Source organism: Azospirillum canadense, from assembly GCF_025961225.1.
GTDB classification, from domain to species: domain Bacteria; phylum Pseudomonadota; class Alphaproteobacteria; order Azospirillales; family Azospirillaceae; genus Azospirillum; species Azospirillum canadense.
Genome location: NZ_JAOQNG010000010.1, coordinates 1,003,854 through 1,029,332 on the forward strand (window position 1 = coordinate 1,003,854; position 25,479 = coordinate 1,029,332).

At 66.6% G+C, this 25,479-nt stretch carries 25 protein-coding genes; 10 read left to right on the plus strand and 15 right to left on the minus strand.

All coding sequences use genetic code 11. The features are described from left to right. Position 1: 1 nt before the first annotated feature. From M2351_RS40405 to M2351_RS40440, 8 genes are all read right to left on the minus strand, one after another. Positions 2-409 (minus strand): Hsp20/alpha crystallin family protein, encoded by a 408-nt coding sequence (locus M2351_RS40405; protein ID WP_264661602.1) that lies wholly within the window; start codon positions 407-409, stop codon positions 2-4. A gap of 49 nt (positions 410-458) precedes the next feature. Beyond that, positions 459-758: a DUF2934 domain-containing protein gene (locus M2351_RS40410; protein WP_264661603.1), complete on the minus strand. Its 300-nt coding sequence runs from the start codon at positions 756-758 to the stop codon at positions 459-461. 192 nt (positions 759-950) lie between these two features. Then, positions 951-1,196: a hypothetical protein gene (locus M2351_RS40415; protein WP_264661604.1), complete on the minus strand. Its 246-nt coding sequence runs from the start codon at positions 1,194-1,196 to the stop codon at positions 951-953. A gap of 91 nt (positions 1,197-1,287) precedes the next feature. Then, complete coding sequence (locus M2351_RS40420; RefSeq protein ID WP_264661605.1) at positions 1,288-2,112, minus strand: universal stress protein; 825 nt, start codon at positions 2,110-2,112, stop codon at positions 1,288-1,290. A 151-nt stretch (positions 2,113-2,263) separates the two neighbouring features. After that, positions 2,264-4,108 carry an autotransporter domain-containing protein gene (locus M2351_RS40425; protein ID WP_264661606.1) on the minus strand — a complete coding sequence of 615 codons (1,845 nt, stop codon included), beginning with the start codon at positions 4,106-4,108 and terminating at the stop codon, positions 2,264-2,266. A gap of 264 nt (positions 4,109-4,372) precedes the next feature. Next, a complete protein-coding gene (locus tag M2351_RS40430) occupies positions 4,373-4,897 on the minus strand; it encodes a hypothetical protein (RefSeq protein ID WP_264661607.1) in 525 nt (174 codons plus the stop codon). 108 nt (positions 4,898-5,005) lie between these two features. Next, positions 5,006-6,715 carry a DHA2 family efflux MFS transporter permease subunit gene (locus M2351_RS40435; RefSeq protein WP_264661608.1) on the minus strand — a complete coding sequence of 570 codons (1,710 nt, stop codon included), beginning with the start codon at positions 6,713-6,715 and terminating at the stop codon, positions 5,006-5,008. A gap of 36 nt (positions 6,716-6,751) precedes the next feature. Further along, positions 6,752-7,858: an HlyD family secretion protein gene (locus tag M2351_RS40440; protein ID WP_264661609.1), complete on the minus strand. Its 1,107-nt coding sequence runs from the start codon at positions 7,856-7,858 to the stop codon at positions 6,752-6,754. 218 nt (positions 7,859-8,076) lie between these two features. Here M2351_RS40440 and M2351_RS40445 point away from each other — a divergent pair, with 218 nt between their 5' ends. Continuing rightward, on the plus strand, positions 8,077-8,697 hold the full coding sequence (locus M2351_RS40445; protein WP_264661610.1) for a TetR/AcrR family transcriptional regulator: 621 nt from the start codon (positions 8,077-8,079) through the stop codon (positions 8,695-8,697). 45 nt (positions 8,698-8,742) lie between these two features. Here M2351_RS40445 and M2351_RS40450 read toward each other — a convergent pair whose 3' ends face one another. After that, positions 8,743-9,861 carry an NADH:flavin oxidoreductase/NADH oxidase gene (locus M2351_RS40450; protein WP_264661611.1) on the minus strand — a complete coding sequence of 373 codons (1,119 nt, stop codon included), beginning with the start codon at positions 9,859-9,861 and terminating at the stop codon, positions 8,743-8,745. Between the two features lie 430 nt (positions 9,862-10,291). On the opposite strand from M2351_RS40450, the gene M2351_RS40455 reads away from it, so the two are divergent. The 3 genes from M2351_RS40455 (at position 10,292) to M2351_RS40465 (ending at position 12,667) form a co-directional block, all read left to right on the plus strand. Continuing rightward, positions 10,292-11,176: a LysR substrate-binding domain-containing protein gene (locus tag M2351_RS40455; protein WP_264661612.1), complete on the plus strand. Its 885-nt coding sequence runs from the start codon at positions 10,292-10,294 to the stop codon at positions 11,174-11,176. Positions 11,177-11,295: 119 nt separating this feature from the next. Then, complete coding sequence (locus tag M2351_RS40460) at positions 11,296-12,387, plus strand: site-2 protease family protein (RefSeq protein ID WP_264661613.1); 1,092 nt, start codon at positions 11,296-11,298, stop codon at positions 12,385-12,387. Positions 12,388-12,457: 70 nt separating this feature from the next. Then, positions 12,458-12,667 carry a DUF3008 family protein gene (locus tag M2351_RS40465; RefSeq protein ID WP_264661614.1) on the plus strand — a complete coding sequence of 70 codons (210 nt, stop codon included), beginning with the start codon at positions 12,458-12,460 and terminating at the stop codon, positions 12,665-12,667. A gap of 74 nt (positions 12,668-12,741) precedes the next feature. On the opposite strand, the gene M2351_RS40470 is transcribed toward M2351_RS40465, so the two are convergent. From M2351_RS40470 to M2351_RS40480, 3 genes are all read right to left on the minus strand, one after another. Then, positions 12,742-12,933, minus strand: a complete 192-nt coding sequence (locus tag M2351_RS40470; RefSeq protein ID WP_264661615.1) for a hypothetical protein — start codon at positions 12,931-12,933, stop codon at positions 12,742-12,744. Between the two features lie 298 nt (positions 12,934-13,231). Beyond that, entirely contained in the window at positions 13,232-14,581 is a 1,350-nt protein-coding gene (locus M2351_RS40475) for an IS701 family transposase (RefSeq protein WP_264661616.1), read from the minus strand. A gap of 502 nt (positions 14,582-15,083) precedes the next feature. After that, the gene (locus M2351_RS40480) at positions 15,084-15,485 is read right to left on the minus strand and encodes a WapI family immunity protein (RefSeq protein ID WP_264661617.1); all 402 of its coding nucleotides are present in this window, start codon (positions 15,483-15,485) and stop codon (positions 15,084-15,086) included. A gap of 260 nt (positions 15,486-15,745) precedes the next feature. On the opposite strand from M2351_RS40480, the gene M2351_RS40485 reads away from it, so the two are divergent. Both M2351_RS40485 and M2351_RS40490 read left to right on the plus strand, forming a co-directional pair. Beyond that, the gene (locus tag M2351_RS40485) at positions 15,746-16,459 is read left to right on the plus strand and encodes an IS5 family transposase (protein WP_264661618.1); all 714 of its coding nucleotides are present in this window, start codon (positions 15,746-15,748) and stop codon (positions 16,457-16,459) included. Between the two features lie 59 nt (positions 16,460-16,518). Next, the gene (locus tag M2351_RS40490; protein WP_264661619.1) at positions 16,519-17,892 is read left to right on the plus strand and encodes a transposase; all 1,374 of its coding nucleotides are present in this window, start codon (positions 16,519-16,521) and stop codon (positions 17,890-17,892) included. Positions 17,893-18,302: 410 nt separating this feature from the next. On the opposite strand, the gene M2351_RS40495 is transcribed toward M2351_RS40490, so the two are convergent. Beyond that, positions 18,303-18,746 (minus strand): hypothetical protein, encoded by a 444-nt coding sequence (locus tag M2351_RS40495; protein WP_264661620.1) that lies wholly within the window; start codon positions 18,744-18,746, stop codon positions 18,303-18,305. A gap of 787 nt (positions 18,747-19,533) precedes the next feature. After that, a complete protein-coding gene (locus M2351_RS40500) occupies positions 19,534-19,722 on the minus strand; it encodes a hypothetical protein (RefSeq protein WP_264661621.1) in 189 nt (62 codons plus the stop codon). A gap of 316 nt (positions 19,723-20,038) precedes the next feature. On the opposite strand from M2351_RS40500, the gene M2351_RS40505 reads away from it, so the two are divergent. The 4 genes from M2351_RS40505 (at position 20,039) to M2351_RS40520 (ending at position 23,662) form a co-directional block, all read left to right on the plus strand. Further along, positions 20,039-20,347: a hypothetical protein gene (locus M2351_RS40505; RefSeq protein WP_264661622.1), complete on the plus strand. Its 309-nt coding sequence runs from the start codon at positions 20,039-20,041 to the stop codon at positions 20,345-20,347. Between the two features lie 154 nt (positions 20,348-20,501). Continuing rightward, on the plus strand, positions 20,502-20,873 hold the full coding sequence (locus tag M2351_RS40510) for a transposase (RefSeq protein WP_264661623.1): 372 nt from the start codon (positions 20,502-20,504) through the stop codon (positions 20,871-20,873). After that, positions 20,870-21,766, plus strand: a complete 897-nt coding sequence (locus M2351_RS40515; RefSeq protein WP_264661624.1) for an IS3 family transposase — start codon at positions 20,870-20,872, stop codon at positions 21,764-21,766. Before M2351_RS40510 ends, M2351_RS40515 begins: the two co-directional genes overlap by 4 nt. Before the next feature lie 1,641 nt (positions 21,767-23,407). Continuing rightward, positions 23,408-23,662 (plus strand): hypothetical protein, encoded by a 255-nt coding sequence (locus M2351_RS40520; RefSeq protein ID WP_264661625.1) that lies wholly within the window; start codon positions 23,408-23,410, stop codon positions 23,660-23,662. Between the two features lie 240 nt (positions 23,663-23,902). Here the strand turns inward: M2351_RS40520 and M2351_RS40525 are convergent, their stop codons facing one another. Next, the gene (locus M2351_RS40525) at positions 23,903-25,339 is read right to left on the minus strand and encodes an ATP-binding response regulator (protein WP_264661626.1); all 1,437 of its coding nucleotides are present in this window, start codon (positions 25,337-25,339) and stop codon (positions 23,903-23,905) included. Between the last annotated feature and the right edge of the window lie 140 nt (positions 25,340-25,479).

Genomic DNA, 25,479 nt, shown 5'->3' on the forward strand with positions numbered 1-25,479 from the left:
TTCAACCCATCTTGTCGAGCGCCAGCACAAGGCAGCCGGCGACGAGGTCGCGCCGGCCCATGCGGAAGGCGCCGGCGGGCAGTTCGATTCGCCGCTCGAAGCGGCCGTGCGGGATTTCAAGCCGGTGGATGATGCCGTCCCGGCCCAGCGGCAGAGACCGCTCGCCGGCGACGACGAGGACCCCGTCCTCGACGGCGATGTCCAACTGGTCCGCCGCGACGCCGGGCAGGGCCACGACGATCATAACCGCGTCCTCCGTCTCGTAGACGTCGACCGGCGGGGTCCAGCAGGCCCGGCGGGAGCCCGGCGGCGCTGGGCGGAAGAACTGGCGGTGCAGCCGTTCGGCGCGGTCGAGCAGTTCGACGGCTTCCGACCACATGAAGGAACCGGGGTCGCGACGGGGTGGCATGGAACCTCCTCGGCAAGGGTCAAGATCGGGCGGTCAAGATCGGGCGACGTCAGGCACCGCCGCCGGATTCCTCGGCGGCGCCGGGCGCACGATCCTCGGCACCCCGCCGGCCTCCCTGCGGCTCGTTCTCGATCCCCATCATGCCTTCCGCGGCGCGACCCAGGTTCCCGCTCCCGGACACCACGTTGGCGTCCATGGCCTCCGCCGCGTGGCTGGCTCCGTCACCCCCCGAATCGCCGTCGCTGAGTTCCCGGCAAGCCCGCTCCCAATTTTCCGCATGCCGGCCCTCCGGGCGCCCTTCCTGTTCCCAAATCTCGTAAGCCCGCTGCCGGATGCGGTTCTCGTCCATGGCGCCTTGGTCCCTTCCCGTTGTCGGCCGTATGCTGCGGCGCGATGGCGCAACGCAGCATCCCCGGCACTCGGGCCGGGGACCGTTCGTTGGCTTAGCAACGGCGTTGGGAAGTCCGGCGTTCCGCTGTCCGTCCGGACATCAGACGGAAGAGGAGGAGATGGCCGTTGGAGTCACGGAATGGTTGAGATTTCAACCATGCCCATCCGGCGGATCGGGACGGCCGATGTCGTCGTCATGGCCGCTGCGGTTGCTGAGGAAGACCAGCGCCATCAGGCCGATGGCGACAGCGCTGGTCAGCACCGCCCCGGCGATCATCGCCAGCAGCCCCTGAAGGCTGAGACCGAAGGTGTCGAAACCCTGCACCGCCCAGGCGCCGAGCAGAACCACGGCGACCAGGACGGGACAGGCGATCAGAAAAACGCGAAGCCAGCTCATGCACGCTTATCCCCTCTCCCAGCCCCGCCGGGGGCGGGCGAGGGAGATGAGCGCCGGTTTCAAGACGCATCACACCCCTCGCCTGACTTCCTCAATGCGACAACAGCAGCGGGACCGGGCTGGTGCGCAGGACGTGGCGGGTGCCGCCGCCGCGGTGCAGGAAGGGGAAGCCGTAATGGCCGTGCGCGCCCATCACCAGCAGGTCGGCGCCAGCGTCCATGGTGCGGGCCAGCAGCGCGTCCATGGCGCCGATGTCGGACACGGTGAAGTGCGTCTGCTCCGCCTTCACGCCGTGCAGGGCCAGATGCTCCAGCAGGCCGACGCGTTCCGTGTCGGACACGTTGGCGGCCGCGGCCTGGGTCAGCACGGTGATGACCGTCACGTCGCTCGCCGCGGTCAGGAAGGGCATGGCGTCGCCCAGTGCGCGGGCGGCCTCCCGCTCGGCGTTCCAGGCGACGGCGATGCGCTTGCCGATCGTCGGGAACGTCCCGGCGTAGGGAACCACCAGCACCGGGCGGCCGGAGTTCAGCACCACCTGCTCGTTCAGCTCCTCCGGCGCGGCACCGTCGCCGGCGCTGCGGTCGTACTGGCCCAGCACGGTGATGTCGGCGAAGCGCGACCAGATGATCGTCTCGCGGATGACGTGGTTGTACTCGCCGTGCGACAGCGCGTGCCAGTGCCCTTGAAGGCCGGCGGCCTGCAGCTTGGCGCGGAACATCTCCTCGCTGGCGGTGGCGGACTGGCCCAGATGGTCGCTCGACCGGCGCGCGATGATGCTGGTCGGGTTGCGGTCGGTCTGCGCGAACACGCCGCGCAGGAAGGCGCCATGCTGCTTGGCCAGCGCGACGGCCGCGTCGAGCCGCATCTCCACCTGCGGACCGGAATCGAGATGCACGAGGATGTGCTTGTAGGACATGAGAACTCCTCCCGTTTTTCTTGTGCAGCCGGGCGGGCCGCGAGGTTGCCCATCGCCGCCAATTGTCCAACGAGCGCGAAAACAACGCCAGCACGAAAACCCGGGTGCGTACGAAAGGAACACGGCGGTGCGGGATGGAATGGCGTCCCGTCTAGAACCGCACCCCGACGCGGGCGGTGAAGGCGTGGTTGTGGCCGTCGGCGCCCGACAACTCCGCCCGATAGCCGACGGCGGCGGTCACCGCCTGCCCGATGTGGGCCGACAGGCCGGCGCCGACCACCAGCGCGTTGCGGCCGATGCCGCTGGGGTTCACGCTGTTGGAGGCGCCGCCGGGAAGGATCACCGTCACGGTGCGCGGGTCGTCGGCGAACTCGTGCTCCCAGGCGAGCGCGAGGCTCGGCTCCAGCACCGCCTGCCCGATCTCGAAGCTGGTGGAGGCCTCGGCCCCGACGCTGCTGGCGACCGACCGGGCGCTCTGCCGTTCGGTGCGCAGCGACAGCGGCCCAGCGCCGGTCTCGCCGTAGCCGTCGACCTCCGAATACAGGTACCGCAGGCCGAGCCGCGGTCCGACGGAGAAGCGACCGACCTGCGCGGTGTAGCCGCCCGCGACCGAGAATCCGTAGGTCTGGCCGTCGGTTTCCGCCGACGCGGTCGGGAAGACCGCGAAGCCCGTGTTGCGGTCGATGTCGCCGTAATGGTCGAAGGACACGCTGCCGAGAATGGCGAGGGAGAATCCCTGCGCCTCGGTGATCGCGTGCAGGCCGATGATGGTGCTGGTGACGCCGACCTCCCCTTCCCCCTTGTCGAGTGTCGCATGCCCATGCGCGCCGCCAACCGACAGGCCGACCCGCGTCGACGGGTTGATCGTGTATTGCGCCCCGACCCCGCCAACCTGGGTGTCGTACCGGAACCCCGCCTGTTCCGAGTTCCCGGCGAGCCGCCCCCAGGAGGCGTCGCCGATCAGGAACGCCGACAGCGGCCCCTCCCCGATCTTTTCCACCCGCGATCCGGCCGCCGTCCCCAGCGCCGTTCCGGTCACGGAACCGAGCAGCGCCCGGTGCCAACCGCGGGAGATGTCGAAGGCCAGCTCCGGCTGCATCGCCACCGTCTCCGCCGCGTCGTTCAGCGCCAGGACGGCGCCCTGCATGTACTGCGCGATCAGCAGATGCGCGGCCTGGGTCGGGTGGATCTCGTCCCAATAGACGGTCTGGTCGGCCTGCGCCTGGGTCGGGCAGGCGCCGGTGGCCTTGTTGCCGGAAATGCAGGGGGTCAGCGTGTTGGTGAAGCCGTAAGCCGTCGGGTTGGCCGCCACTGCCCGATACAGCCCGTTCACGTCGGCGACGATGATCTTGACGCCCAGCCGCTTCTCTAGGTCGTTCATCGCTTGCTGGAGCTGTGCGTTGTGCGCCCCGGTGACGAGGTTCAGCAGCGCGGCGCGGTCGGTGCCGCGCGTGTCGGGGATGTTGCCGAGGTCCGGCAGGTTCGGCACCAGGAAGGTGCGCCCGCCCAGCGCCGCCAGCCGCGTGACGGCCGTGGAGATGTTGCCGACCGTCTGCGCGATCAGCGGGGCCGGATCCTGCCCCGCCTTGACCCCGTTGAAATAGTCGTTGCCGCCGGCCCAGACGGTGAAGATACCGCCGCCGCGGTTGCCGGGCCCCGTCAGGGCGAACTGGCTGACCTGCCCCAGCACGCCGGGGACGTTGGACTGCGACAGCGCGCCCGTCTCCGCGCCGCCGTAGGCGTAGTTGGTCTGCTGGTTCGGCGTGCTGCCGACCAGCGGCGCGAAGCGCTCCACCCACACCGGGCCGTTGGAGAAGCGGCCGTCGAAATAGGGCGGGCTCTGTGGGATCAGGCCCTTCGTCAGTTCATAGACGCGGCCGGTGTCGGACAGGCTGTCGCCGAAGACGAAGGTGCGGTCGAAGGGCACGGCCCCCGCTACCACGGGCACCCCCAGCAACACCGCCGCCACTCCCGCCGCCATCCCGATCGCGCGCATGATCCCCCCACCGCTGCTCTCCCGCTGGAAACAGCGTCGGGGGCCGTCATGGCGCGCCGTCGCGGGCGTTACCGCCTTTTCGCGTGGAAGAGAAGCCTTCCGGACACGTTCATCAGCGCAAGAGGTCGATTTTCTTGGGTCATCCACGGGGCCGCGCTTGCATGGAGCGGCCCCGTGGAGGAGGCAAGACCTCGAAACTGCACCGGGCGGCACTGCATTGGCGGGGCCGCCCGATTTTTAAGGCCCGCCTTTTCGGATTGGCCGTCAGACCACCCCGCCTCCGCCCCGGAAGTTCAGCAGGCTCGGCGCCTTGTCGATGATCTCCTCCAGGATCAGGGAGGCCGTCTCCAGGTCGCGCTCCAGCTCCGCCCCCAGCTTGCCGGCGTAGCTCGGGCGCTGAAGCTTTTCGTGCGCGTCGTGCAGGCTGCGCAGCTCCGCCACGAAGATCTCGCGCGCACCCATGGGCAGGATCGGATTGGCCGACAGCACGAAGAAGAAGCGCATGCTGGCGCGCACCAGCAGGGCCAGCATGACCGTGTCCAGCCGCTCGAACTGCTCGCGCAGGTCGTCGGAGCGCGTGTCCACGAGGTTGCGCAGCCGCTGCTCGATCAGGATGACCAGCGCCTGGAACTCCCCGACCTTGTCGCGGAAGTCGCGGTAGGCGCCGAAGCTGTGCTTGCTGGCGTCGTGCTCGGCGCGCTGGGCAAGCTTCGACGCCTCGCGGCACTGCCGCTCCAGGGCGGACAGCAACTCCGTGACCTCGGCGCGGGTGTACTGGCGCTTGCTCATGGCGGCGGGGCGGTTCTTTGATTGCGATGGCCCGCCCTATAGCACGAACACGCGCCCCGGGTCACCGTGGCGCGTGTTCGCACACGCGAAGGATCAGTGATCCGCCCGTCAATGATCAGCGGGTGCCGGCTTGCCGCCCGGCCGCCGGACCAGCGGCATCAGCAGCAGGGCGGAGAAGAACACCCCGGCCATCAACAGCAGGCAGTCGTTGAAGGTCAGGACCAGCGCCTCGCGCTGCACCATGCCGGCCAGCGTCTTCATCGCCGCCCCCTGCGGGTCGACCACCATGCCGTCGAACTTGTTGGTCAGCCCGTCGATGGTGTCCTGCACCAGCGGGCGCGCCATATTCAGATTGTCGCCCAGCCGGTTCGTATGCAGCGCCAGCCGCTCGATCAGCACCGTGTTGATCGCCGCCAGCCCGATGGCGCCGCCCAGGTTGCGCATCAGGTTGTAGAGGCCCGACGCGTTCTTCAGCTGCTCCGGCGGCAGGGTGCCGAGCGCGATGGTGTTCACCGGGATGAAGCACAGCATCAGCGACAGCCCGCGCACCGCCTGCGGCAGGAACAGCTCCCAGAAGCCGGACTGGTTGGTCAGCTGGGCGTTCAGCCACACGCCGGTGCCGAACAGGGTCAGCCCCATGCCCAGCATGACGCGCAGGTCCACCTTCTTCGACAGGGCGCCGGCGATGGGGGCGGACATGAACTGGAAGGCGCCGGTCACAAACATGATCGTGCCGATCTGCAGGCTGTTGAAGCCGCGCACGCGGGCCAGGAACAGCGGCTGCAAGTACACAGCACCGTACAGCCCGATGCCGATGATGAAGCTGTAGAGCGATCCGATGGCGAAGTTGCGGTCCAGGAAGGCGCGAAGCTCCACGATCGGGTTGCGGTAGGTCAGCACCCGCCAGAAGAAGCCGATGCCGGCCACCGCCGCGACAACCGCGAAGACCGCCACATACTCGTCCTCGAACCAGTCCTGGCGCGGCCCCTCCTCCACCACGAACTCCAGGCTGCCGAGGAAGGCGGCCATCAGGCCGAGGCCCACGAAGTCGAAACCCTTGCGCAGCGCCGGGTTCGGCTTGTCCACGTCGACCAGCGTCCAGACCAGCGAGGTCACGGCGATGCCCGGCAGCACGTTGGCCAGGAACAGCCAGTGCCAGGAAAAGCTCTGCGTCAGCCAGCCGCCCAGCGTGGGCCCCAGCGTCGGCGCCATGGTGGCGACCAGACCGATCATCACCGACACGCCGGCCCGCTTCTCCGGCGGGAATAGGGAGAAGCTGGTGGCGAAGACGGTCGGGATCATGGCGCCGCCGATGAAGCCCTGGAGCGCCCGCCACACGATCATCGATTCGATGCTGGAGGTGAAGGCGCAGGCGACGCTGGTCAGCGTGAAGCCGGCGGCGGCGATGGTGAACAGCACGCGGGTGGACAGGATCCGCGCCAGCATGCCGGACAGCGGGATCATCACCACTTCGGCGATGAGGTAGGAAGTCTGCACCCACGAGATCTCGTCGGCGCTGGCCGCGAGGCCCGCCTGGATCTCCGACAGGGAGCTGGACACGATCTGAATGTCCAAGATCGCCATGAACATGCCGACGACCATGGACAGGAATCCCGCCCAGTCGCGGCCCGTGACCTTGCGGAAGGCTCCGGCCCCCGGTGGGGAGCCGGCCGGCGGATTCGGGGAGGAAGGGGCCGCCGCGTCCCGACCCGCGGGGGTGGGGGATGGAAGCCGGGGCGCGGCGGCCGCACCACCCGCGGCCGTCGGGGGAACGGCAATGCGGGTGGAAGGCGTGTCGTCGTTGGTGATGGCGGTCATGGTCGCCCTCTCCAGGACGAAAGAGTGTGTCTGGCTTTACTTCGACGCGACGGCCTGTCCGGGACGGACGGCGCCGAACACAGTGCCGGCGACGTGCTGGGCATCGGCCGCACCGCGGGTATCGACCTCGGCGGTGACCGACAGGCCGGGGCGCAGCAGGCCGGCCAGTGCGTTGTCGCGCGGCAGGGCGATGCGCACGGGCACGCGCTGGACGATCTTGGTGAAGTTGCCGGTCGCGTTCTCCGGCGGCAGCAGGCTGAACTGCGAGCCCGACGCCGGCGCGAAGCTCTCCACCTTGCCCTCCAAGCGCCGGCCCGGATAGGCGTCGATCGCCACGGTGACCACCTGGCCCGGCCGCATGCGGCTGAGCTGCGTCTCCTTGAAGTTGGCGACGACATAGACGTCGGGCAGCGGCACCAGCGACAGCAGTTGCACGCCGGGGCGCGCGTACTGGCCGACCTGGACGCCACGGTTGCCGACCACGCCGTCAACCGGCGCGCGGATCACCGTGTTGGCGAGGTCGTTGCGCGCGGTTTGCAGCGCCGCCTCGGCCTGGCGCAGGCGCGCCTCCGTCTCCACCCGGCTGGCATTCAGCACGCCGACCTGGTCCTTTTCCGCGTCGAGCGCGGCGCGGGCCTTGTTGGTCGCCGCCACCGCCTTGCGCAAGTCGGCGTCGGCCGTCTCGAACTTCTGCTTGCTCGCCCAGCTTTCGTTGGCGAGCGCGCGGGTGCGGTCGAAGTCCTGCTGGGCGCGGCGCTGCTCCGCCTCCGCGCTGGCGACCGAAGCCGCGGCCTGGTCGATCAGCGCGCGCTGGAGTTCCAGCTTGCTGCCGATGGTGCCCAGCGCCGCCTTCTGCCCGGCGACGTTGGCCTCGGCCTCCGCGACCTTGGCGGTGAAGTCCTGGTCGTCGAGCACGGCGAGCACGTCGCCGGCGGAGACCTGCTGGTTCTCGGCCACCCGAACCTCCCGCACATAGGCGGAGACCTTCGGGCTGACCACGGTGATGTCGCTGTGAACATAGGCGTTGTCCGTCGACTCGATGAACCGACCCTCGGTCCACCAATGCCAGCCGCCGAACCCCCCGCCCACCAGGGCGGCCACCGCGACTCCCGACAGAACGATCTTCCGAACGCCCTTGGCCATGTCTCTTCCGTCCATCCCATTCCGGTTCAGGAAGCCCACATCCGGGCCTCACACAAACTGAACCGTTCAGTTTAGTCTTGCGCAAACATGGCCGAGGGCCTACCTCTTGTCAAGACTGAACTGGACGGTTTAGTTTTAACGGTAGGGATTGAGGTTCGATGCGGAACGCGGTACGGCATCGTGACGTTGCCCGCACTGTGGCAGGACGCGAGGAAAGCATGAACACGCTGGTCGCCCCCACCCCGGAGGCGGGATCGAAGCCGGCCCAGATCCTGGACGCCGCCGGCAAGCTGTTCCTGGAGAACGGCTATGGCGCCGTCAGCATGGACGCGGTCGCCAAGATGGCCAACGTGTCCAAGGCGACGCTCTACGCCCATTTCGGCAGCAAGGACGAGCTGTTCCGCGCCATGGTCGCCTGCGTGTCCAAGGGACAGACGCTGGTCGCCATCTGCGAGGAGGCCAAGCGACTGGAGGTCGCCGACGGCCTGCGCCTGATCGCCCGCCATTTCGCCGACCTCGTGATGTCGCCCCGGGCAATGGCCGGCTATCGCGTCGTGGTCGGCGAGGCGCACCGCTTCCCCGAGCTTGCCCAGGCCTTCTACGAGGCCGGCCCGGCCAAGACCATGGAGCAGATCGTCGGCTACATGGAAGAGGTCGACCGCAAGGGTCAGCTCGCCATCCCCGATCCGCAGCTCGCGGCCGAACAGCTGGTGGGCCTCGTGAAGTCCCACACCCACCTGCGCTACATGCTCTGCCTCGCCGACCGCCCGTCGGAGCAGGAGCTGACCCGCATCATCGACGGCGCCGTGAACCTGTTCATCAAGGGCTACGCGGCCTGAAGCGGCCCAAAGCGGATCATCATCCGCTTCAGGCCCACCACCCCATCACGACCGCTGTTCGATCGACGTCGTCCCGAACAGCCGCTTGTACTCGCGCGGCTGCGACCGCCAGTACTGTTTGGGCGCCTGCACCTCGGCGCCCAGGACCGCGGCGGCGTGCCAGGGCCAGCGAGGGTCGTACAGGATGCCGCGCGCCAGCGCGACCATGTCGGCCTTGCCGCTGGCGACGACCTCCTCGGCCTGCTGCGGATCGGTGATCAGGCCGACGGCGATGGTCGGCATGGCCGTCGCGCGCTTCACGCCCTCGGCCAGCGGCACTTGGTAGCCAGGACCGACTGGAATATCTTGGGCCGGCGTCAGGCCGCCGGACGACACGTCGATGAAGGAGCAGCCGCGCTGTTCCAACGCCTTGGCGAAGGTGATCGTCTGCTCCAGGTCCCATCCGCCTTGCGCCCAGTCGGTGGCAGACACGCGCACGCCCACCGGCCGGTCTGCCGGAAAGGCCGCGCGCACCGCGTCGAACACCTCCAGGGGAAAGCGCATGCGGTTCTCCAGGCTGCCGCCATAGGCGTCCTCCCGCCGGTTGGACAGTGGCGATAGGAACTGGTGCAGCAGGTAGCCGTGCGCGGCGTGCAGCTCGATCGCGTCCAGCCCGATGCGCGCGGCGCGCTTGGCCGCCATGACGAACGCGTCGCGCACGCGCTCCAGCCCGGCGGCGTCCAGCGCCACCGGGGTGCGCTCCCCGTCGGCGTGGGGGATCGGCGACGGCGCCACGCAGTCCCAGCCACCATCCTTCAACGCGATCTGCTGCCCACCCTCCCAGGGCGGCTGCACCGACGCCTTGCGCCCGGCGTGGGCCAGCTGGACACCGATGGGCATCGCCGATTCCTTGCGCACGCAGTCCAGCACATGCTTCAGCGCGGCTTCGGTCTCGTCCGACCACAGACCGATGTCGCCGGGGCTGATCCGCCCCTCCGGAACGACCGCCGTCGCTTCCAGGAACATCAGCCCGGCGCCCGACAGCGCCAGATGCCCGAGGTGGATGAGGTGCCAGCTGCCCGGCTTACCATCCTCCGCCGAATACTGGCACATCGGCGCGATGACGATCCGGTTCTGCAGGCGAAGCTGCCCGATCTCGATCGGCTCGAAGAGTTTGCTGGCCATCGGAAATCCCTCTGCCCTTCGGTCCCATTGGGTATGGCGGCGTCAACAGGCCGCCGCTCCGCGCCTCCCGACAATCGAAAGCCTCACCACCACCGATCATGCTGGCACCGGCCATCCTGGCACCGATCATGCGGGGGCGGGTCGCGGCCGTCCTGAAAGCCCAGATCCCGTCGAAGATGGTCGCTCAGCCGTTCCGGGTCTAGAAGATCCCTCCGCTGCGCCCAGGGCGGGAGCAGCCGCGCCAGCCGGCGGAACGCCGACGGCTCCTCCGGGCGGGCCGCATGGGCTGTCGCGCGCACACCGTCGGTCATCACCACGAATCCTCCTGCCGGTTTATGCCTCCCCATCGAACTGGACCGGACGCGGCTTCCTGTACAACGAAAGCTCAAGGGGCTAGCATAAGGCCACCTTATGCCTTGGCGCGCCGCCCATGCCCCTCCCCCCGCTCTCCTCCATCCGATGTTTCGAGGCCGCCGCCCGGCACCAGAGCTTCACCCGCGCCGCGGAGGAGCTGGGCATGACCCAGGCGGCCGTCAGCTATCAGATCAAGCTGCTGGAGGAGCGATTTGGGCCGCTGTTCCTGCGCCGGCCGCGCGGCGTCGCGCTGACCGAGGCGGGGAGGCGTTTGGCGCCCGCCGTCACCGACGCCTTCGCCGCGTTGCGCGACGCCTTCGAGGATCTGGGCCACGCGGCGGAGGGGGTGCTGGTCATCAGCGTCGTGAACACCTTCGCGTCCAACTGGCTGGCGCCGCGCCTCGGCGGCTTCCAGATCACCCATCCGGCCATCGCCGTGCGGCTGGACGTCACCGGCCGGCTCGTCGACTTCGCGCGGGAGGAGGTGGACGTGGGCATCCGCAGCGGCATCGGACCCTGGCCGGGCCTGACCGCTCACCGCCTGCAGCCGGTGGCCTACACGCCGATGCTCAGCCCGCGCCTGCTGGAACGCGCTGGCCCCCTGGACAGCCCGGCCGACTTGCTGAAGCTGCCGCTGATCGACCCGCAGGATTTCTGGTGGACGGACTGGTTCACCGCGGCCGGCGTGGATCCGTCCGGCCTGCCGTACCGCCCGGATCTGCGCGTCGGCACGCAGCATCTGGGGGCCGGCGTGGCCATGGCCGGACAGGGTGTGGCCATCCTGTCTCCGCTTCTCTTCCGCGAGGAGATCGCCAGCGGGCGCCTTGTGCAGCCCTTCCCGCTCATCCACGGGTCGGGGGAAAGCTACTGGCTGGTCTATCCGGAGGCGCGCCGCCGCTCCCCAAAGATCCGGGCCTTTCGCGACTGGCTGCTCGACGCCGTTGCCGCGTCCGGCGACTGACCGCTCCTTCGCCGCGGCCTTTCGCCACACCGCCCGCCACCGGCACCCGCGGACCCAACAGCCGCCCCACGCGTTCCCCCGCCATCGTCGCCAGACGAATCAGAAGCAGGAGAACCGACATGGGCTGGTCGATCCCCATCGGCACCATCAAGGGCACGGTGGTGCGCATCCACATCACCTTCCTGCTGCTCCTCCTGTGGATCGGCAGTGCGCATTACACGCAGGGCGGCTGGGCCGCGGCGACAGAGGGCGTCGTCTTCATCGCCCTGCTGTTCCTCTGCGTCCTGCTGCACGAGTTCGGGCACGTCCTGACCGCGCGGCGCTACGGCATCCGCACGCCGGACATCACGCTTCTGCCCATCGGCGGCGTGGCGCGGCTGGAACGCCTGCCCGAGAAGCCGTCGCAGGAGCTTCTGGTGGCGCTCGCCGGCCCGGCGGTGAACGTGGTGATCGCCGCCCTGCTCTATCTGGCACTCGGCGGCTTTCCGTCATCGGCAAGCGCGGAGCCGCAAAACGCCGGGGTCGGCGTGCTGGAGCGGCTGGCCTCCGCCAACCTGTTCCTGGCGCTGTTCAACCTGATCCCAGCCTTCCCCATGGACGGCGGCCGCGTCCTGCGCGCGATCCTGGCGTCCCGCCTCGGCTACGGACGGGGCACGCAACTCGCCGCGACCGTCGGGCAGGCGGTGGCCTTCGCCCTCGGGCTGCTGGGGCTGTTCGGTAACCCGCTGCTGCTCTTCATCGCGTTGTTCGTTTATCTGGGCGCGGCGTCCGAATCGCACGCCGTGCAGATGCGGGAGGTTTCGCGCGGCGTGATCGTGTCCGACGCCATGATTACCCACTTCGAAAGCCTCTCGCCGGCCAGCGTGCTGGAGGACGCGGTTCGCTGCCTGTTGCAGACCACGCAGCACGAGTTTCCGGTGGTGGACGGCTCCGGCCGGCTGCGCGGCGTACTGACCCGCGACGACATGATCCGCGCCCTGCGCGACCGCGGCCCGGCGACGCCGGTGCTGGAGGTGATGCGGGCCGACATCCCGGTGATCGACCGCCGCCGCAACCTGGAAGAGGCCCTGCGCCTGATGCAGGAGAACCGCCTTCCCGCTGTCGGCGTCAACGACAACGACGGCCGTCTGGTCGGCCTCGTCACGCCGGAGAACGTCGGCGAGATGATGATGGTCCACGCCGCTCGCCCCGACCGCCGCATGGCGTCCTGAGCGGCTGCGCGATTCCGAACGCCGTCCCTTGTTGACCCATCGGACACCCAATCACCCCAGGAGACAGTCCATGGCGAAGGCCGAATCGAAGAAGCAGCAGATGGCCGCCGGCGCGGCCCTGTCCGCCAAGCGCGGCGAACGGCCCAAATCGAGCCTCAAGGGCGCGTCCCGGCAGATGGTCGAGACCATGAGCGAGAAGGAACTCCACGACATGGCCTCCGCCAAGCGCAAAGACCTGCCGACCCGTGAGTCCTCCAGCCGCGAATCCAGGGATGACTAAGAGCGCACCGGCCGGACCCGTCCGGCCCTGGCTGGACGGCCCCGGCTGGACGCGCGGTCCAGCCGGGGGATGGCTCAGCCGCGGGCTTTCCCAGTCACCGAGAGTTCGTTCAGCCGCTCGCTCATGAGCTTGGCGGTGTCCTCGGGCAACCGGTCGAGCCGCAAGGATGCGGGGATCGCGTAGGCTCCGGTCCGGCGGTCGATCACACACCACTCGGCGCCGTCGTCGCGAAGGCGCGCGACATAACGACTCTCAGTCTTCTCCATGGCACCCTCCAGAAGCGGTTTGAGGCGGTTTCACCGTGTTGGCGGTGCTTGGACGCGCCTTTCCACCGCAGTCCTGCGCCGGAGGCCAAGGCGCATTCGCGGTACCCTGTTGCGGAGAGAAGGAATCCCGGCCTGACTTCCCCAAGTCCGGCCCATACGAGCAGCGTCCGGCATGGCAAACCGCCCCAAGGGCCAACCCAGGGGGTCCGCCCACATGGGCGAAGGATGCACTTTAATTAGGAGAAAATGGCGGAGGGGATGGGATTCGAACCCACGATAGGGGTTTGAGCCCCTAGCACTACTTTGGCAGTTCTACTCGCGCCTGTACGGGGCGAGCCAGCACCGACAGCAGGGACATCGGATCGGTGCCGTCTGAAGGATGTGCGCGAGAATGGCTCGGCGCACGGCGGGCAGCGTCGGTTGCGGCGGCGGTCCGCTGTTGCGCTTTGGCCTTTTTTCCCCACTCCGGGGCGGCCGCGAGCCGGAGGTGCTGGAGGAACGCCAAGGCGATCATCACCAGAAGCGCATGATGGTGCAAGCCGGGCCAGCTGCGGCCCTCGAAGTGATCCAGCCCCAGTTCCTCCTTCATTTGCTGGTGCCCTTGTTCACACACCCAGCGCGCCTTGATCCAAGACGCCAGGGTGCGGAGCGGCGTGTCCGGGGGCAAGTTGCTCAAATAATACTTGCGCTCGCCCGAGTTCCGCAGTTCGCCCACCAGCCAGACCTCGTCACCCGGCAGCGGGGTGCCCCCGCGCTGACGCGGCCCATCAGCGACGCGGACGCGCACGGCGGCGAAATGGGCCGTGAGGGGCCCCTTCGTGCCGGTGCGCCACGTGATGCGACGCCACGCGGCGGTCTTCAGCATGGCCTGCGCGGTGACCGGCTTCTCGCTGGCGACGGCCCGCTTGCGCGGCCGACCGGTCTTGGCGACCGGCCAGGTCAGGGACACCGTGGTGGCGTACACCGCTTGCGTGCTCGTCACCCCCACCGCCCAGGCCAATCCGCGCTGGCTGAGAGCGTGACGGAACGGGGCACCATGGCCGTAGCCGGCATCGGCAACGACACAGCCAAAACGCACCCCCAGGGCCAGGACCCGATCCACTTCCTCGATCGCCAGCTCCGGCTTGGTCCGCGGCTTCTGCTGGGCTTCCGGTACCTGCGCGCGCCGGCACCGATCGGGCTTGCTCGTCCACTCCTCGGGCAGGAACAGGCGCATGACCATCGGAACCGGCACCTCGCGGCGGGCCAGGGTCAGGGTGACCAGGACCTGACAGTTGGCGTTCTTGCCCACGACGCCGGCATACTGCGAGGCGACCCCGACGGAATGCTCGCCCTTCTTCAGCACGGCGGTGTCGTCAATGGCCAGGATCGCATCCGGACCGCCGACCAGCTGATCCGCCGTTCGCGCCAGGATCGGTTCGAGTGGAGCCGTGTCCCAGGAGCGGCTGGCGATGAAGTTGTGCAGCTGGTCGTAGTCGCCGGGCGTCAACGCCGCGGCGATCGGCTGAACGCTCTTGCGTTCGGTGCGGCCGTACAGACCGCGGATGTACACCGGGGCCCAGCGCCGTCGGGCCTTGTGGCCCAGAGCGTCCAGAAATGGCTCCAGCCAAGCGTCCAACTCGGCTTCCCAGGTCCGCACCGCCAGCATGATCGCCTCCAGCGCCGGTCACCCCCTGAGCGGTACAACAGCCCTCACCTCGCGTCCTCACGCGGGAACTGCCAAAGTAGTGCTATAACGGTTTAGCAAACCCATCCCCGAAGCCGTTCCGCACCGCAAAAACCCGCTCATCGCCTTTGTTTCTGCGGGTTTCGCGAGACGCAGCACGCGTAATGCGCGAGAACGAAAGCGGTTCGCGAAGGCACGGGAGTCGGCACAGCCTCCCGCCCTCTTGTTCTTGCCATGTTCTGAATGCACCAACCTCGGAACGGATGAGAAAGGCCGCCTCGGCGCCTGCGCATCGTCATATCAGGCGACGCGCAGCGGTATTAGGGGCCGTTCTCAGAACCCCAGACGGCTCCCTCGACGTGAACCTCAGGTCGAATTGAAGGCGCGGAGGTCGATTACCGTAACGTTCATTCTGCGCATGGCGGGGCTTTCAGCGCCTACCAGAGCGCGAAATGCCTTCATTCAGCCGCCCATGCCACCCGGTTCAGGGAGGTGGGGGAAATATGCGCCGAATTGCCTGAATGACTGGCGGGAGATACGACTGGTCCAATTCCATGCTGATGGTTAGGAATGCGCGACACGGAGCCCGTCCATCCTCGATTACGATGGTGGCTTCGATGCCACCACGGCCGTCTCCGGTAAAGGTCAGATAATTGCCGCCCTCAACGAAGCTCAATTCAGCTTGCCCCTCAAGGGTATCGTACAGTTGGATAAGTGCTCTGCGAAAGCCGTCGTAGTCAAACGCTTCCGCCTCAACGACTGCGGTAAACGGGCCACTGGAGATCACAATCCTTGTGGGATAGCCAAGCCCTGGTGGACCAGCGGATGTCAGGGCAACCCGGCTGCTGTCGTCCGCCAACACGATCTCCTCCTCGCTGGTGACCATGCGCCGCTCCCGTGTCCACGCCTGCCCATTCAAGCTGGCTCCTAAACATCTACACCGCTTGGTAGGCGCTTCCAGGTGAACAATTGCGGCCAAACCGACCCATACGTCAGAACACTCAACTCAATCAGATCGCCTCCGGCCCAATAGTGCCCTGTATCCGGCGCCGCTGATCAGAGAACGACTTTCCTGGGAAAGCCAGCCTTGGTAGGCACGCACGGGCTCGATGCCGTTTCCCCTGTCAATGGATTGGGGAGGTGGGCATGAGGCGGAGAGTGGTGGAACTGGTGGCGGGCGTCATTGACCAGATCGAACGGGCCAATCCGGTGACGGGGCGGCCTCCGGTTACTACAAGCACCATCCTTGAGACGCTTCGCTTCTTCTTGCGCGAGGGCGTGCAGTGGCGGGAACTCCGGGCCTCACAGGACCGAGCGTCTGGATCAACGTTGCGCCGTCAGCTGATGGAGTGGAGCGCAACGGCCCTCCTGCGCCGCGTCCACGCCGTGCTGATCCGCATGGTGCGCTCTGGCCCGGAAGCCGCCGCACGAACCTGGGACGTGGTCGTCGATAGCTGTTCCGTGCGCGCCAAGCGCGGCGGCGCCTTCACAGGCCCGAACCCCACCGACCGCGGCAAGCCGGGTACCAAGTATCACTTGGCCGTTACAACGGATGGGCTTCCGGTGGCGGCATTGCCATCCGCGGCGAACGTCCATGACACCCGGCTGTTTCCCGACCTGCTGCGGCTGGCCATGGTCGCCTGTGCGGGTCTTGCTCGGCTGTTCGCTGACGCCGGATACGACAGCGCCGACAACCGCTGGCTCTGCTTGCGCGAAGGCATCCAGCCCGTCATTCGCAAAATCGGCCAGCCGCATGGTTCCGGTCTTGGGCAGGTTCGCTGCATCGTTGAGCACGCCAACGCGTGGTTGCTCGCCAACAAACGCCTGGATCGCTGCCATGACAGGTTAGCAGTCCGTTGAGAAACTGAGGCTTGGCTGAAGCGTTACTCGTCAGTCGTGTGTGGATGGGGAGGCGCGGCATGGCCATGGGCCGTTTGAGCAATCGCCGGACCTCCGGTGGGACGGGCAGCCGCTTGGCGGTGGAGCTCGCTCCGCGGCATGCCTTCTACGACCGTTGCAACAAGGTGTTGGCGGAAGCGGAGTTCGACGAAACGGTCGAGATGCTCTGCCAGCCCGACTACGCCGACGGGGTCGGCCGCCCGTCGATCCCGCCCGGGCGCTACTTCCGCATGCTCTTCGTTGGCCAGTTCGAGGGGCTGGCGTCGGAACGCGAGATCGCCTGGCGCTGCGCGGACTCGCTGTCGCTGCACCGCTTCTTGCGACTGGACGCGGAGGAGATGGCACCCGACCACACGACCCTGAGCCTGACGCGCTCGCGCCTGCCGTTGGACGTCCATCACGCCGTCTTCGGCCTGATCCTGGAAATCGCCGACAAGCACGATTTGGTGACGGGCAAGCGCCTGGGCGTCGATGCCTCCACCCAAGCAGCCAACGCCGCGCTGCGCCGTCTGGTCCGCCGCGACAGCGGTGAGGATTACCGGCGGATGCTGGAGCGCCTGGCCCGGGAGAGCGGCATCAAGACGCCAACGACCGAGGACCTCATCCGCCTCGACCGCACCCGCAAGGGCAAGTGCCTGTCCAACGCCGACTGGGCGTCGCCGACCGATCCTGAGGCGCGCATCGCCAAGATGAAGGACGGCACCACGCATCTGGCCTACAAGCCGGAGCATGCGGTCGATCTCGACAGCGGGGTGATCGTCGCGGCCAAGATCCATGCCGCCGACCACGGCGACACGCGCACACTGGCGGGCACGCTGGAGCAGGCCGAAGTCATGCTCGGCCTGCTCGACGCCGCGCCCAGTCCGAAGTGGCCAAGCGAGGTCGTGGCCGACAAAGGCTACCATTCGCGCGAGGTCCTCAAGGGGCTGGAGGACAGCGCCTGGAAAAGCCGGATCGCGGAGAAGCGGAGCACGCACTTTGCCCGCTGGCATGGTGACACGGCGGCACGGCGCGCCGTCTACAACAATCGCGCCCGGCTGCTGAGCGGCGTCGCCCACCACGCCTTCAAGCTGCGCGCCGAGAAGGTGGAGCGCAGCTTCGCGCTCATCCTGGACATCGGCGGTCTGCGCCGGACCTGGCTGCGCGGTGTGGCCAACGTGGAAAAACGCTACTCGCTTCAGGTCGCCGCCGACAATCTCGGATTGGTGATCCGGCGCCGCTTCGGGGTTGGCACGCCACGGCAGGCGACAATGGCCTTTTGGCTCATCCTTCGCGAGTCTTGGGCCGGTGGGTGTGCGATCTGCGCGATTCTGCTCATCCAAGCACCAGACGCCACGCGCTCCAACGAACCAGTCCAGATCGTGGCGGCATACCTCGGTACTTTCTCAATCTAAGGTCGGTAAATCGACGGGCTGTTAGGTGCCATCGTCGATGCGCTGCTCGTCGCAGCGTGCATCTTTCTCGTCGCAGCCCGCCTCGGTGAGTTCTGAAAACCGTCCTTTAATCCATGGCAGGCAAAACCGGCTCCCTGGCCCACCCCTTCCACGTCACCCACCAAGCGCACCCAGCCCTGGGGCCATCCCCTTTGTCGACCTTCTCCCATTCCACGGTGTAGCCGGCTTCGGCCGGCGCAGGCGGATCGACGTTCACTACGCGGCGCAGGCGCCCGTTTTTGCCACGCCAGACTTGGCCGACACTCGGGCGGGGAAAAATCTTCACGGCTAAGCTCCTGCCGCCCGGCAATTCAGCGAAATCAGCACATAATGGTAGGAGAGCCGCTCAAAGCAGTCGAGGCGCTTGGTGCTCACGCCAGATCCTCCGAGTCCGCTTCCAGCGTGCACGGCAGCCACGCCAGCAGCTCGCGCTCTACCCGCTCCCAACCGTCGGAGCCGAGCCTCCGCCACCCACCGCCGCTCCAACGCGAATCGGCAACGTGCCGTCCACCGTCGAACCACACGACGATGCGCGTCCCGTTGCGTGGGGCTTCGGTCGGCGGGCGGCCGAGGAGAGCGCCCAGGTCACGCGCCGGACTGGCCCGCCGCCACCGCTGGCCACCGTCAATGATGTCAACCAGGGACGCTCCGCATGCGTGGGGCCGGGCGTCGAGACCCAAGTGGACATGGACGGTTTGTGCGCAGGAGCCGCACCAGCCTTCCAGGTACAGGATCGGGGCGCCGTAGTCGCCCTCCTCGGCGTTCGACGCGACCGGAACGGGTTGCTGTTTGCCGTCGGTATCCCGCTCGTCCATGCCCTTTCCTCCGCACGCTCCCACTGCCATGATCGACAGCGACGGCGAACAAAGGATGAACAACGATTGAGCGCCGGAGGAACGGGCCGATGCGCGATCAGTGCGGCGGCACCGCCCTGAGGGCTGGCCCCTAGGCCATTACCTCGGCGGGCTTTCCTTTGAGAGGCTTCGGCGGGACTATACCCACCCGCATGCCCACCGGATCACGCCGTGGCATAAGCTTCTAATGCCTACAGTTGGGCAATTTTCACCGCTACGTCAGTTGAACTCGCCCGCCGCCTCTCCATCCGGACGGCGGGCTTCCTATTTGGGTGGTCTCGGCTCCGCGCTCACTCACATGCGTGTTGGCGCAATGTTCGGTCGCGAGGTAGGATGGCGATGCATCCGAGCAATCGGCATTTGCAACCCAATCCCTCGCACCCGCCGCCTCTCCCACTCTCTCGCGGCGGGTTTTCTGTGTCGGTCATCCGGCCGGAATGGCATCCCCACTCGTGATATGCCGATCGAGAAGGCGCACCGGCGTCATGCCGATCTGTTGATGGCGAAAGGCCACAACATGGAGGCGGACCGTATCAACCCGTGGTGATGTTCGTCAAAGGCACGTTGCGGCGTCCTGTCCCCACACAGGGCGCCGCAATCGCGTCGGGGCTGCGGAACTGACCTCCCCTCGCCTATCCGCCCCCCGCCCGCCCCGGCCGGTGAGGCGTGATACGTCCGAACGTGGCAGCTCGCTACGGTGTGTGATAGCGGCGGTGGACCCGAACGCGTCCCAGCGCCTTTGCTCGCATCACCGCTGATGAACTGGCGTCATGATCAGCGAGTGAGTGTTCTCGATCGTGAACAGCCCGAGCAATTCCAGCGCTAGCCAGTAAGCCGCCACGGCCAGCAACGCAATCAGCACCGTGGCAAGGAGGGCTGAGGCGACGGAACGGGCGTGGGCGCTTACGGTAGGAGTGTTCCAGTGAGCGAGGTGCATGACGCCCTCCTCTGGAGACGCGCAAAGCCGGCGCGGTTCACCTCAACGGTACTCCCCCTATCCCCAAACGACAACGGCCGCCCCGGAGAGCGGCCGTCGCGCGCCGGCACGGACAACGTGGAGCGGGCAGACGTAGGACTCCAGATGCCTTGCCTATAGCGCACGGCATCGAGGCCCGCCGTATACTGGCCTACCTCACGCATATCTCTAGGCCCTTCGCTGATCCGGGTTGTGCTCAGTGCACCGATCGTCCAATCCATAAAATCCGACTCAGCACATCGCGAGTGCCTCCGTAGGGTTAGATTTGGAGGTGAGCATGGACGCCAAAAATATTTTGGACATACAGCACCGCCTAGCCGCAATATCAATCATGCTCAATGAATTGGAGAGTGGCGGCGGAGACGACATTGATTTAGGCGCGATCGAATTTCTTACTCACGAAATTCGCAACATGCTGAAAGCCGGCATGGGGGATTGCGCCAGTTTTCTTGACAGCGCCTTAACAATTTCAAAAATGCACGGAAACGCCAAGCACATGGATGAGAGTGTGCGCGATCTGCGATTGGCTTGGGCGGTTACTATGTGGCGCTTTACGCGACCGGAACAATCAAGGGCTATTCATTAAGAAGGAGCAGGCTCTGATCGTGGCCCTCTACCTTCACTTTTGCCCGACCGCCGCAAGCAGCTGCTGTGGCTGGCCAAGCGCCAGATATGACCTCGCCCAAGCTCTGATCTGCCATCGGTGGCGCTGGACACCGGACAGCCCATATGGGAGTCCGATGACCGAGTCGAATCCGAACCAGAAGTTGTCCTGTGGAACCACCCCGGCGGTGGCCGACAAGCCGGTCCAGCGGTGGAGTGCCGTGCGCAAGTGGGAGGTGGTCCTGCGCCTGCTGCGCGGGGAGTCGCTGGAGGCGGTGTCCCGCGAGATTGGGGTCGAGCCATACCGGCTGGAGCGCTGGCGCGAACGCGCCCTGGCGGGGCTGGACGCCAGCCTGAAGGAGCGCCAAGAGGGCGATCCCGTGCAGGCCGGGTTGGACGCCGCGTACAAGCGGGTCGGCGAGCTCAGCATGGAAGTCGAGTTGCTGCGCGAGAAGATCGCCCGCCTGGAAGGCGGCGGGTCTTTTCCAAGGGCGAGGTCGCGTCGATGAGCGCGGCGATCTCGCCCTCCACCCAGCGGCCCCACGGCGTGCAGCGGGTCTGCCGCGTCTGGGCCGTGGCGCGCTCCTCCTTCTATGCCGCGGCCAACCGGCCCGCCGAGACGGCTCCGCCCGCGCGGCGCGGGCCGGTGCCGCCGGTCGATGAGACCAGCCTGCTCGCCGCCATCCAGGCCGACCTCGCGGCCTCGCCGTTCCAGGGCGAGGGGCACCGCAAGGTGTGGGCTCGTCTGCGTTATGGCCTGGGCCTGCCGGTCGGGCGCAATCGCGTCCTGCGCCTCATGCGCGAGAACCAGTTGCTCTCGCCCCACCGCCGCCCGCCCCGCCCGGCCAACGATCACGACGGGACCATCGTGCCGGAGGCACCGAACGTGCTGTGGGGGACCGACGCCACGATGGTGCAGACGGTCGAGGACGGGCGGGTCTGGATCTTCGCCGCGCTGGACCACTTCAACGCCGAGGTGATCGGGCACTATGTCTCGACCGATGGCTCGCGCTTCTCGGCCCTGGAGCCGCTCAGCCAGGCGGTGACCGCGCGCTTCGGTGCGGTGGGGGCGGACGCCGCCCGTGGCGTCAGCGTGCGCGCCGACAACGGGCCGCAGTACATCGCCCGTCACTTCACCCAACAGGTCAAGCACTGGGGCATGGCGATGAGCTACGCCTACTCATACCAGCCAGAGTGCAACGGCATCGCCGAACGCTGGTTTCGGACCTTGAAAGAGCAGACGATCTATGGCCGCATCTTCTGCACCGTGGCCGAGGTCAAAGCCGCGGTCGCCGACTTCGTCGCGCGCTACAACGCCTGCTGGCCTCTGGAGCGGCTCGGCTACCGCAGCCCTCTCGATTACCGGGCCCGGTTTCTCGACCAGCCGAAGGCTGCCGCATGACTGATCCTGTTGTTCGATCGAAAATGACCGATCCCATCGTCCCGACCAAGCTCCCGCTTGGCCGCCGGGCGCTGGTGCGGTCAAGCACGGCCAAAGGCCGCCGCGCCAGCGGCTTGTGCTTGACGGCGCCGAGCTCGGTGGCATCTTGGTTCCAGTCGGGAGATGCCGCCTGGAGTTGCAGCCCCTGACCACTCCCCGGTGTCCAGTCTATTGGTGGCGGTACACCTCGCCCAAGCTCGCCGGGGAACCGTCCCGGCCCGAGCCGGTTTGGGCAGCTGTAGCCCTCGCAAGACCGACTACGACCCGCCTTGTCCACGCGAAGGCGGGCTCATTTTCCCTCGCAACGTTTTCAGCTTACCCCTGTTGGGAGCGGCGTGCCCACAGCTTTCTCACCCCTGTGGGGTAGTTCCTCCCTGAAAACTCAGCCCGCCCGGTCATTCCCGCGGCGGGCTTTCCTTTGAGAGGCTTCGGTGGGGCTATACCCACCCGCATGCCCACTGGATCGGGCAGTATCGCAGTGTAAGGTTGCTATGCCCTAAGTCGGGCAACTCTTACACTACACCAGTTGACCTTGCCCGCCGCCCCCATCCGGACGGCGGGCTTCCTATTTGGGGCCGCGGCTGCACTGCGGCACTCCGCAAGCCCGCTGGCCAGATCCCACCGCGACCAGTAGGGTTCGCTCGGTCCGTAGGGACCGGTGTCAGTGAACTCAGGCCCGCCGTCCACTTCCCGTCGCGGCGGGCTTTTCCTGTCCGCCACATAGCAGAACTGACCTCCCCAGGCGCGGTATGCCAACTGCGCAAGCACACAACAACGTCGATAGCCTGTTGATAAGCTGCGCTTACAGCGCAGTTTGGTTTGCCACCACAATGGGGAACGCAACCATCATTCTACCAGTGCAGCGGACAGGGTATCGGTAGTGCGGCGTTCAGTCTCCCCGGCTGGACGCCGCACTTGCGTTTACCGTCCGATAAAGCCGGCGCCGTCCCCCGCGACATATCATATGAACCGGCGCACAGGTCAGCTCATGCAGTGTAGCATCAGCATATTGCCGCACAGCAGAAGGACATGCCACACACCCCCAATGATACGACCTCCTATACGACAGATAAGCGCGGCGTCCCATCAGCTCCTGGGCATGCCGCGCTTCTTTATCTGTCTTCGAGGATTGCCCCCTCCCTTCGCGTCTCCGACAGCTCCGCCCAGCGCGTTCGGTGGGGCGTGACGCGTCCGAACGGGGCAGTTCGGTACGGGTGTAATAGCGGCGGCCGAGTAGTCCGATTCTTACTGCGCAAAATCTGCGCACGGCAAACTATGCAGCCGAAGCGCCATACGCCGACGCCCCAGTCGCAGCGCATTCTCCAGGCTGCTCGAGAACTGATGGCGATGAGCCGCGCAATCAGATCTCATGCGGACGGCGCATGATCAGCTTCCGCATGGGAACGCACTTGAAATCAATCTATTTCCAGAGCGTTTTGAGGGCGTGTGGCCAGTGCTGACCCTTCACTTCCAGGAGGGGCGGAGGCCGGGTAGACTTAGGTGCAACGCATCATCAATTCGAATGCTTCAGCGGTTTCGCCGTGGCCTTGTAAGTCCGTTTGTTCCAGTATCGCTCTCTTAGGCAACGCTAGGAGGGCGCACATGGAAACGCCTAAGACTGATCCTACCCGTGATGCCGATGATCTGGAGCGGCGGAAGTTTCTGGCCACCTGCGGCAAGTTCGCAGTGGTCACATCACCTGCGGTCACCACGCTGTTGTCAACGTCATTGACCTCCCAGGCCATTGCCAAGTCTCACGGTGGGCGTGGGTCGCATCCGAACAATGGCGGCGGCAATGGCGGCGGCGACGGAATTCCGGGAGGCTCCGGGAAAAACCACAACGACATCGGCGGCTGACCCCAACAGCCGGCTGCCGCCACGACGCGCGGGGTTCCAGGCGACGTGATGGTGGCTGATTGAAGGGAGAGCTGCGCCTCACATGGGCGGCTCTCTATCTGTCTCTGTCAACATGACGCTTAAATAGGCGCAACACCGTCATCGGTGACCTATTTATTTGGTTTGTCACGTTGACGCAGGGACATTGGAACGTCTCTGTCGGGGCATGATCCGTCTTAAATCAGGTGGACGAGAAGCCTGTTATACCGCCGTTCCCAGATAACGGTTCAACACGCTGTGCAACTCGCCTGGCAAGACCGGCTTCACGACGACCTCGATGGCCTGCGCCGCAGCCTTCCGGCGAAGGTCACCGTCCATCTCCCCGGTCAGCAGGATGCCGGGCACCGCGGGGCCCATCAGTTTCCGAACCCTCACGATCGCCTCGCTGCCAATTTTGCCCTCGCGCAACCGGTAATCGGCGATCACGATGTCCGGCCGTCGCCCCGAGGTTTGGAGGAGTTCGAGAGCTTGCTCCGTCGACGTCGCGGCGAGCGTCTCATAACCCCAGTTCTGAAGGAGGGTTTGCAATCCCTTCAGGACAGCAACGTCGTCGTCGACCAGCACCGCCATACGCCCTTGCCCGCCGCCCTTGATTGCTGAAACGGACAGGATGGCGTGCTCAGCCACGGCTTCACCGAGCGGAACGGTGATGCGGAACCGCGATCCCTTACCGGGTTCGGACTCAACGGCGACTGGGTGGTCGAGCAACTGTGACAGGCGTCGCACGATGGACAAGCCCAAGCCGAGCCCCTGCTGGCGGTCACGCTCCGGGTTGCCGACTTGGAAGAACTCCTCAAAGATCCGCGTCAGGTGCTCGCGAGGAATGCCAATGCCGGTGTCGCGAACCTCGATGCAGGCGTGGCCTTCCGCGACGAAACAGCGGATCGTGATGCTTCCGGCCTCGGTGTAGCGGATGGCGTTCTCGACCAAATTCCGCACCATGCGTCCAAGCAGAACACGGTCACTGCGCACTGCGACCTCGCCATCGCTGACGACCTGGAGTTCGAGCCCCTTGGCGGCCGCAAGTGGTACATACTCCGCCCCAGCATGATCGAGCACCGGCTTGACAACGAAATCCTCGATCTGTGGCGTCACCACACCGGCGTCCAGCCGCGAGACGTCCAGCATGCTGTCGAGCAGGCCTTTGAGTGCCTCCAGGCTGCGCTCCAGCATACCCACGGCATCCCGCCCTTTCTCGGAGGGCACGTGACTGCGCAGAACCTCGACAAAGAAGAACATCGACTGCATCGGCTGGCGCAGGTCGTGGTTGGCGGCGGCGAAGAACCGGGTCTTCGCATTGGTGGCCTCAAGAGCAACGGCCCGCTCCCGAAGCGCCCGCTCACGTTGCCCTCGCAGCCGGTACAGAATGACGGCACTGTACCAAAGGACGAGGATGGTCAGAGCGCGGTCAGCCTCCTCCCACTGTATCGCCAGCCCTTGCGGGCTTACGAAGGGCACCATGGAGGAGGCCACACTCAGGATGGCTGCCCACACGAAGAGAGCGTTTCGGTACCGGGCATGGGAGGCTAGGCACAAAGGAACGACGTAAAGGACATTGACGGAAACGCCGCTTGGCAGGATGGCGTCCGCCAGAAAAACCAGCACCGCTGCCGCAATCGTGATTGCTGTAATTCTCATGAAATCTCCGAGAATTAACGCTTTTTACATCCTGCGACAGAAGGCCCGCTCGATGCTAAGGCGGCGAATAGACGCTGTCAAACCGGACTGTTGCCAAGAGCACAAGACGCTGCCCCACTGGCATCCAGCATCTGCCCGAA

Coding starts and splice junctions, on each gene's coding strand:
- M2351_RS40440 (WP_264661609.1), bottom strand. CDS start 7,858: ATGGCCAAGGGCGTTCGGAAGATCGTTCTGTCGGGAGTCGCGGTGGCC.
- M2351_RS40475 (WP_264661616.1), bottom strand. CDS start 14,581: ATGCTGGCGGTGCGGACCTGGGAAGCCGAGTTGGACGCTTGGCTGGAG.
- M2351_RS40420 (WP_264661605.1), bottom strand. CDS start 2,112: ATGTCCTACAAGCACATCCTCGTGCATCTCGATTCCGGTCCGCAGGTG.
- M2351_RS40415 (WP_264661604.1), bottom strand. CDS start 1,196: ATGAGCTGGCTTCGCGTTTTTCTGATCGCCTGTCCCGTCCTGGTCGCC.
- M2351_RS40485 (WP_264661618.1), top strand. CDS start 15,746: ATGAGGCGGAGAGTGGTGGAACTGGTGGCGGGCGTCATTGACCAGATC.
- M2351_RS40500 (WP_264661621.1), bottom strand. CDS start 19,722: ATGCACCTCGCTCACTGGAACACTCCTACCGTAAGCGCCCACGCCCGT.
- M2351_RS40480 (WP_264661617.1), bottom strand. CDS start 15,485: ATGGTCACCAGCGAGGAGGAGATCGTGTTGGCGGACGACAGCAGCCGG.
- M2351_RS40510 (WP_264661623.1), top strand. CDS start 20,502: ATGACCGAGTCGAATCCGAACCAGAAGTTGTCCTGTGGAACCACCCCG.
- M2351_RS40495 (WP_264661620.1), bottom strand. CDS start 18,746: ATGGACGAGCGGGATACCGACGGCAAACAGCAACCCGTTCCGGTCGCG.
- M2351_RS40450 (WP_264661611.1), bottom strand. CDS start 9,861: ATGGCCAGCAAACTCTTCGAGCCGATCGAGATCGGGCAGCTTCGCCTG.
- M2351_RS40470 (WP_264661615.1), bottom strand. CDS start 12,933: ATGGAGAAGACTGAGAGTCGTTATGTCGCGCGCCTTCGCGACGACGGC.
- M2351_RS40515 (WP_264661624.1), top strand. CDS start 20,870: ATGAGCGCGGCGATCTCGCCCTCCACCCAGCGGCCCCACGGCGTGCAG.
- M2351_RS40490 (WP_264661619.1), top strand. CDS start 16,519: ATGGCCATGGGCCGTTTGAGCAATCGCCGGACCTCCGGTGGGACGGGC.
- M2351_RS40460 (WP_264661613.1), top strand. CDS start 11,296: ATGGGCTGGTCGATCCCCATCGGCACCATCAAGGGCACGGTGGTGCGC.
- M2351_RS40505 (WP_264661622.1), top strand. CDS start 20,039: ATGGACGCCAAAAATATTTTGGACATACAGCACCGCCTAGCCGCAATA.
- M2351_RS40430 (WP_264661607.1), bottom strand. CDS start 4,897: ATGAGCAAGCGCCAGTACACCCGCGCCGAGGTCACGGAGTTGCTGTCC.
- M2351_RS40435 (WP_264661608.1), bottom strand. CDS start 6,715: ATGACCGCCATCACCAACGACGACACGCCTTCCACCCGCATTGCCGTT.
- M2351_RS40455 (WP_264661612.1), top strand. CDS start 10,292: ATGCCCCTCCCCCCGCTCTCCTCCATCCGATGTTTCGAGGCCGCCGCC.
- M2351_RS40525 (WP_264661626.1), bottom strand. CDS start 25,339: ATGAGAATTACAGCAATCACGATTGCGGCAGCGGTGCTGGTTTTTCTG.
- M2351_RS40405 (WP_264661602.1), bottom strand. CDS start 409: ATGCCACCCCGTCGCGACCCCGGTTCCTTCATGTGGTCGGAAGCCGTC.
- M2351_RS40425 (WP_264661606.1), bottom strand. CDS start 4,108: ATGCGCGCGATCGGGATGGCGGCGGGAGTGGCGGCGGTGTTGCTGGGG.
- M2351_RS40520 (WP_264661625.1), top strand. CDS start 23,408: ATGGAAACGCCTAAGACTGATCCTACCCGTGATGCCGATGATCTGGAG.
- M2351_RS40465 (WP_264661614.1), top strand. CDS start 12,458: ATGGCGAAGGCCGAATCGAAGAAGCAGCAGATGGCCGCCGGCGCGGCC.
- M2351_RS40445 (WP_264661610.1), top strand. CDS start 8,077: ATGAACACGCTGGTCGCCCCCACCCCGGAGGCGGGATCGAAGCCGGCC.
- M2351_RS40410 (WP_264661603.1), bottom strand. CDS start 758: ATGGACGAGAACCGCATCCGGCAGCGGGCTTACGAGATTTGGGAACAG.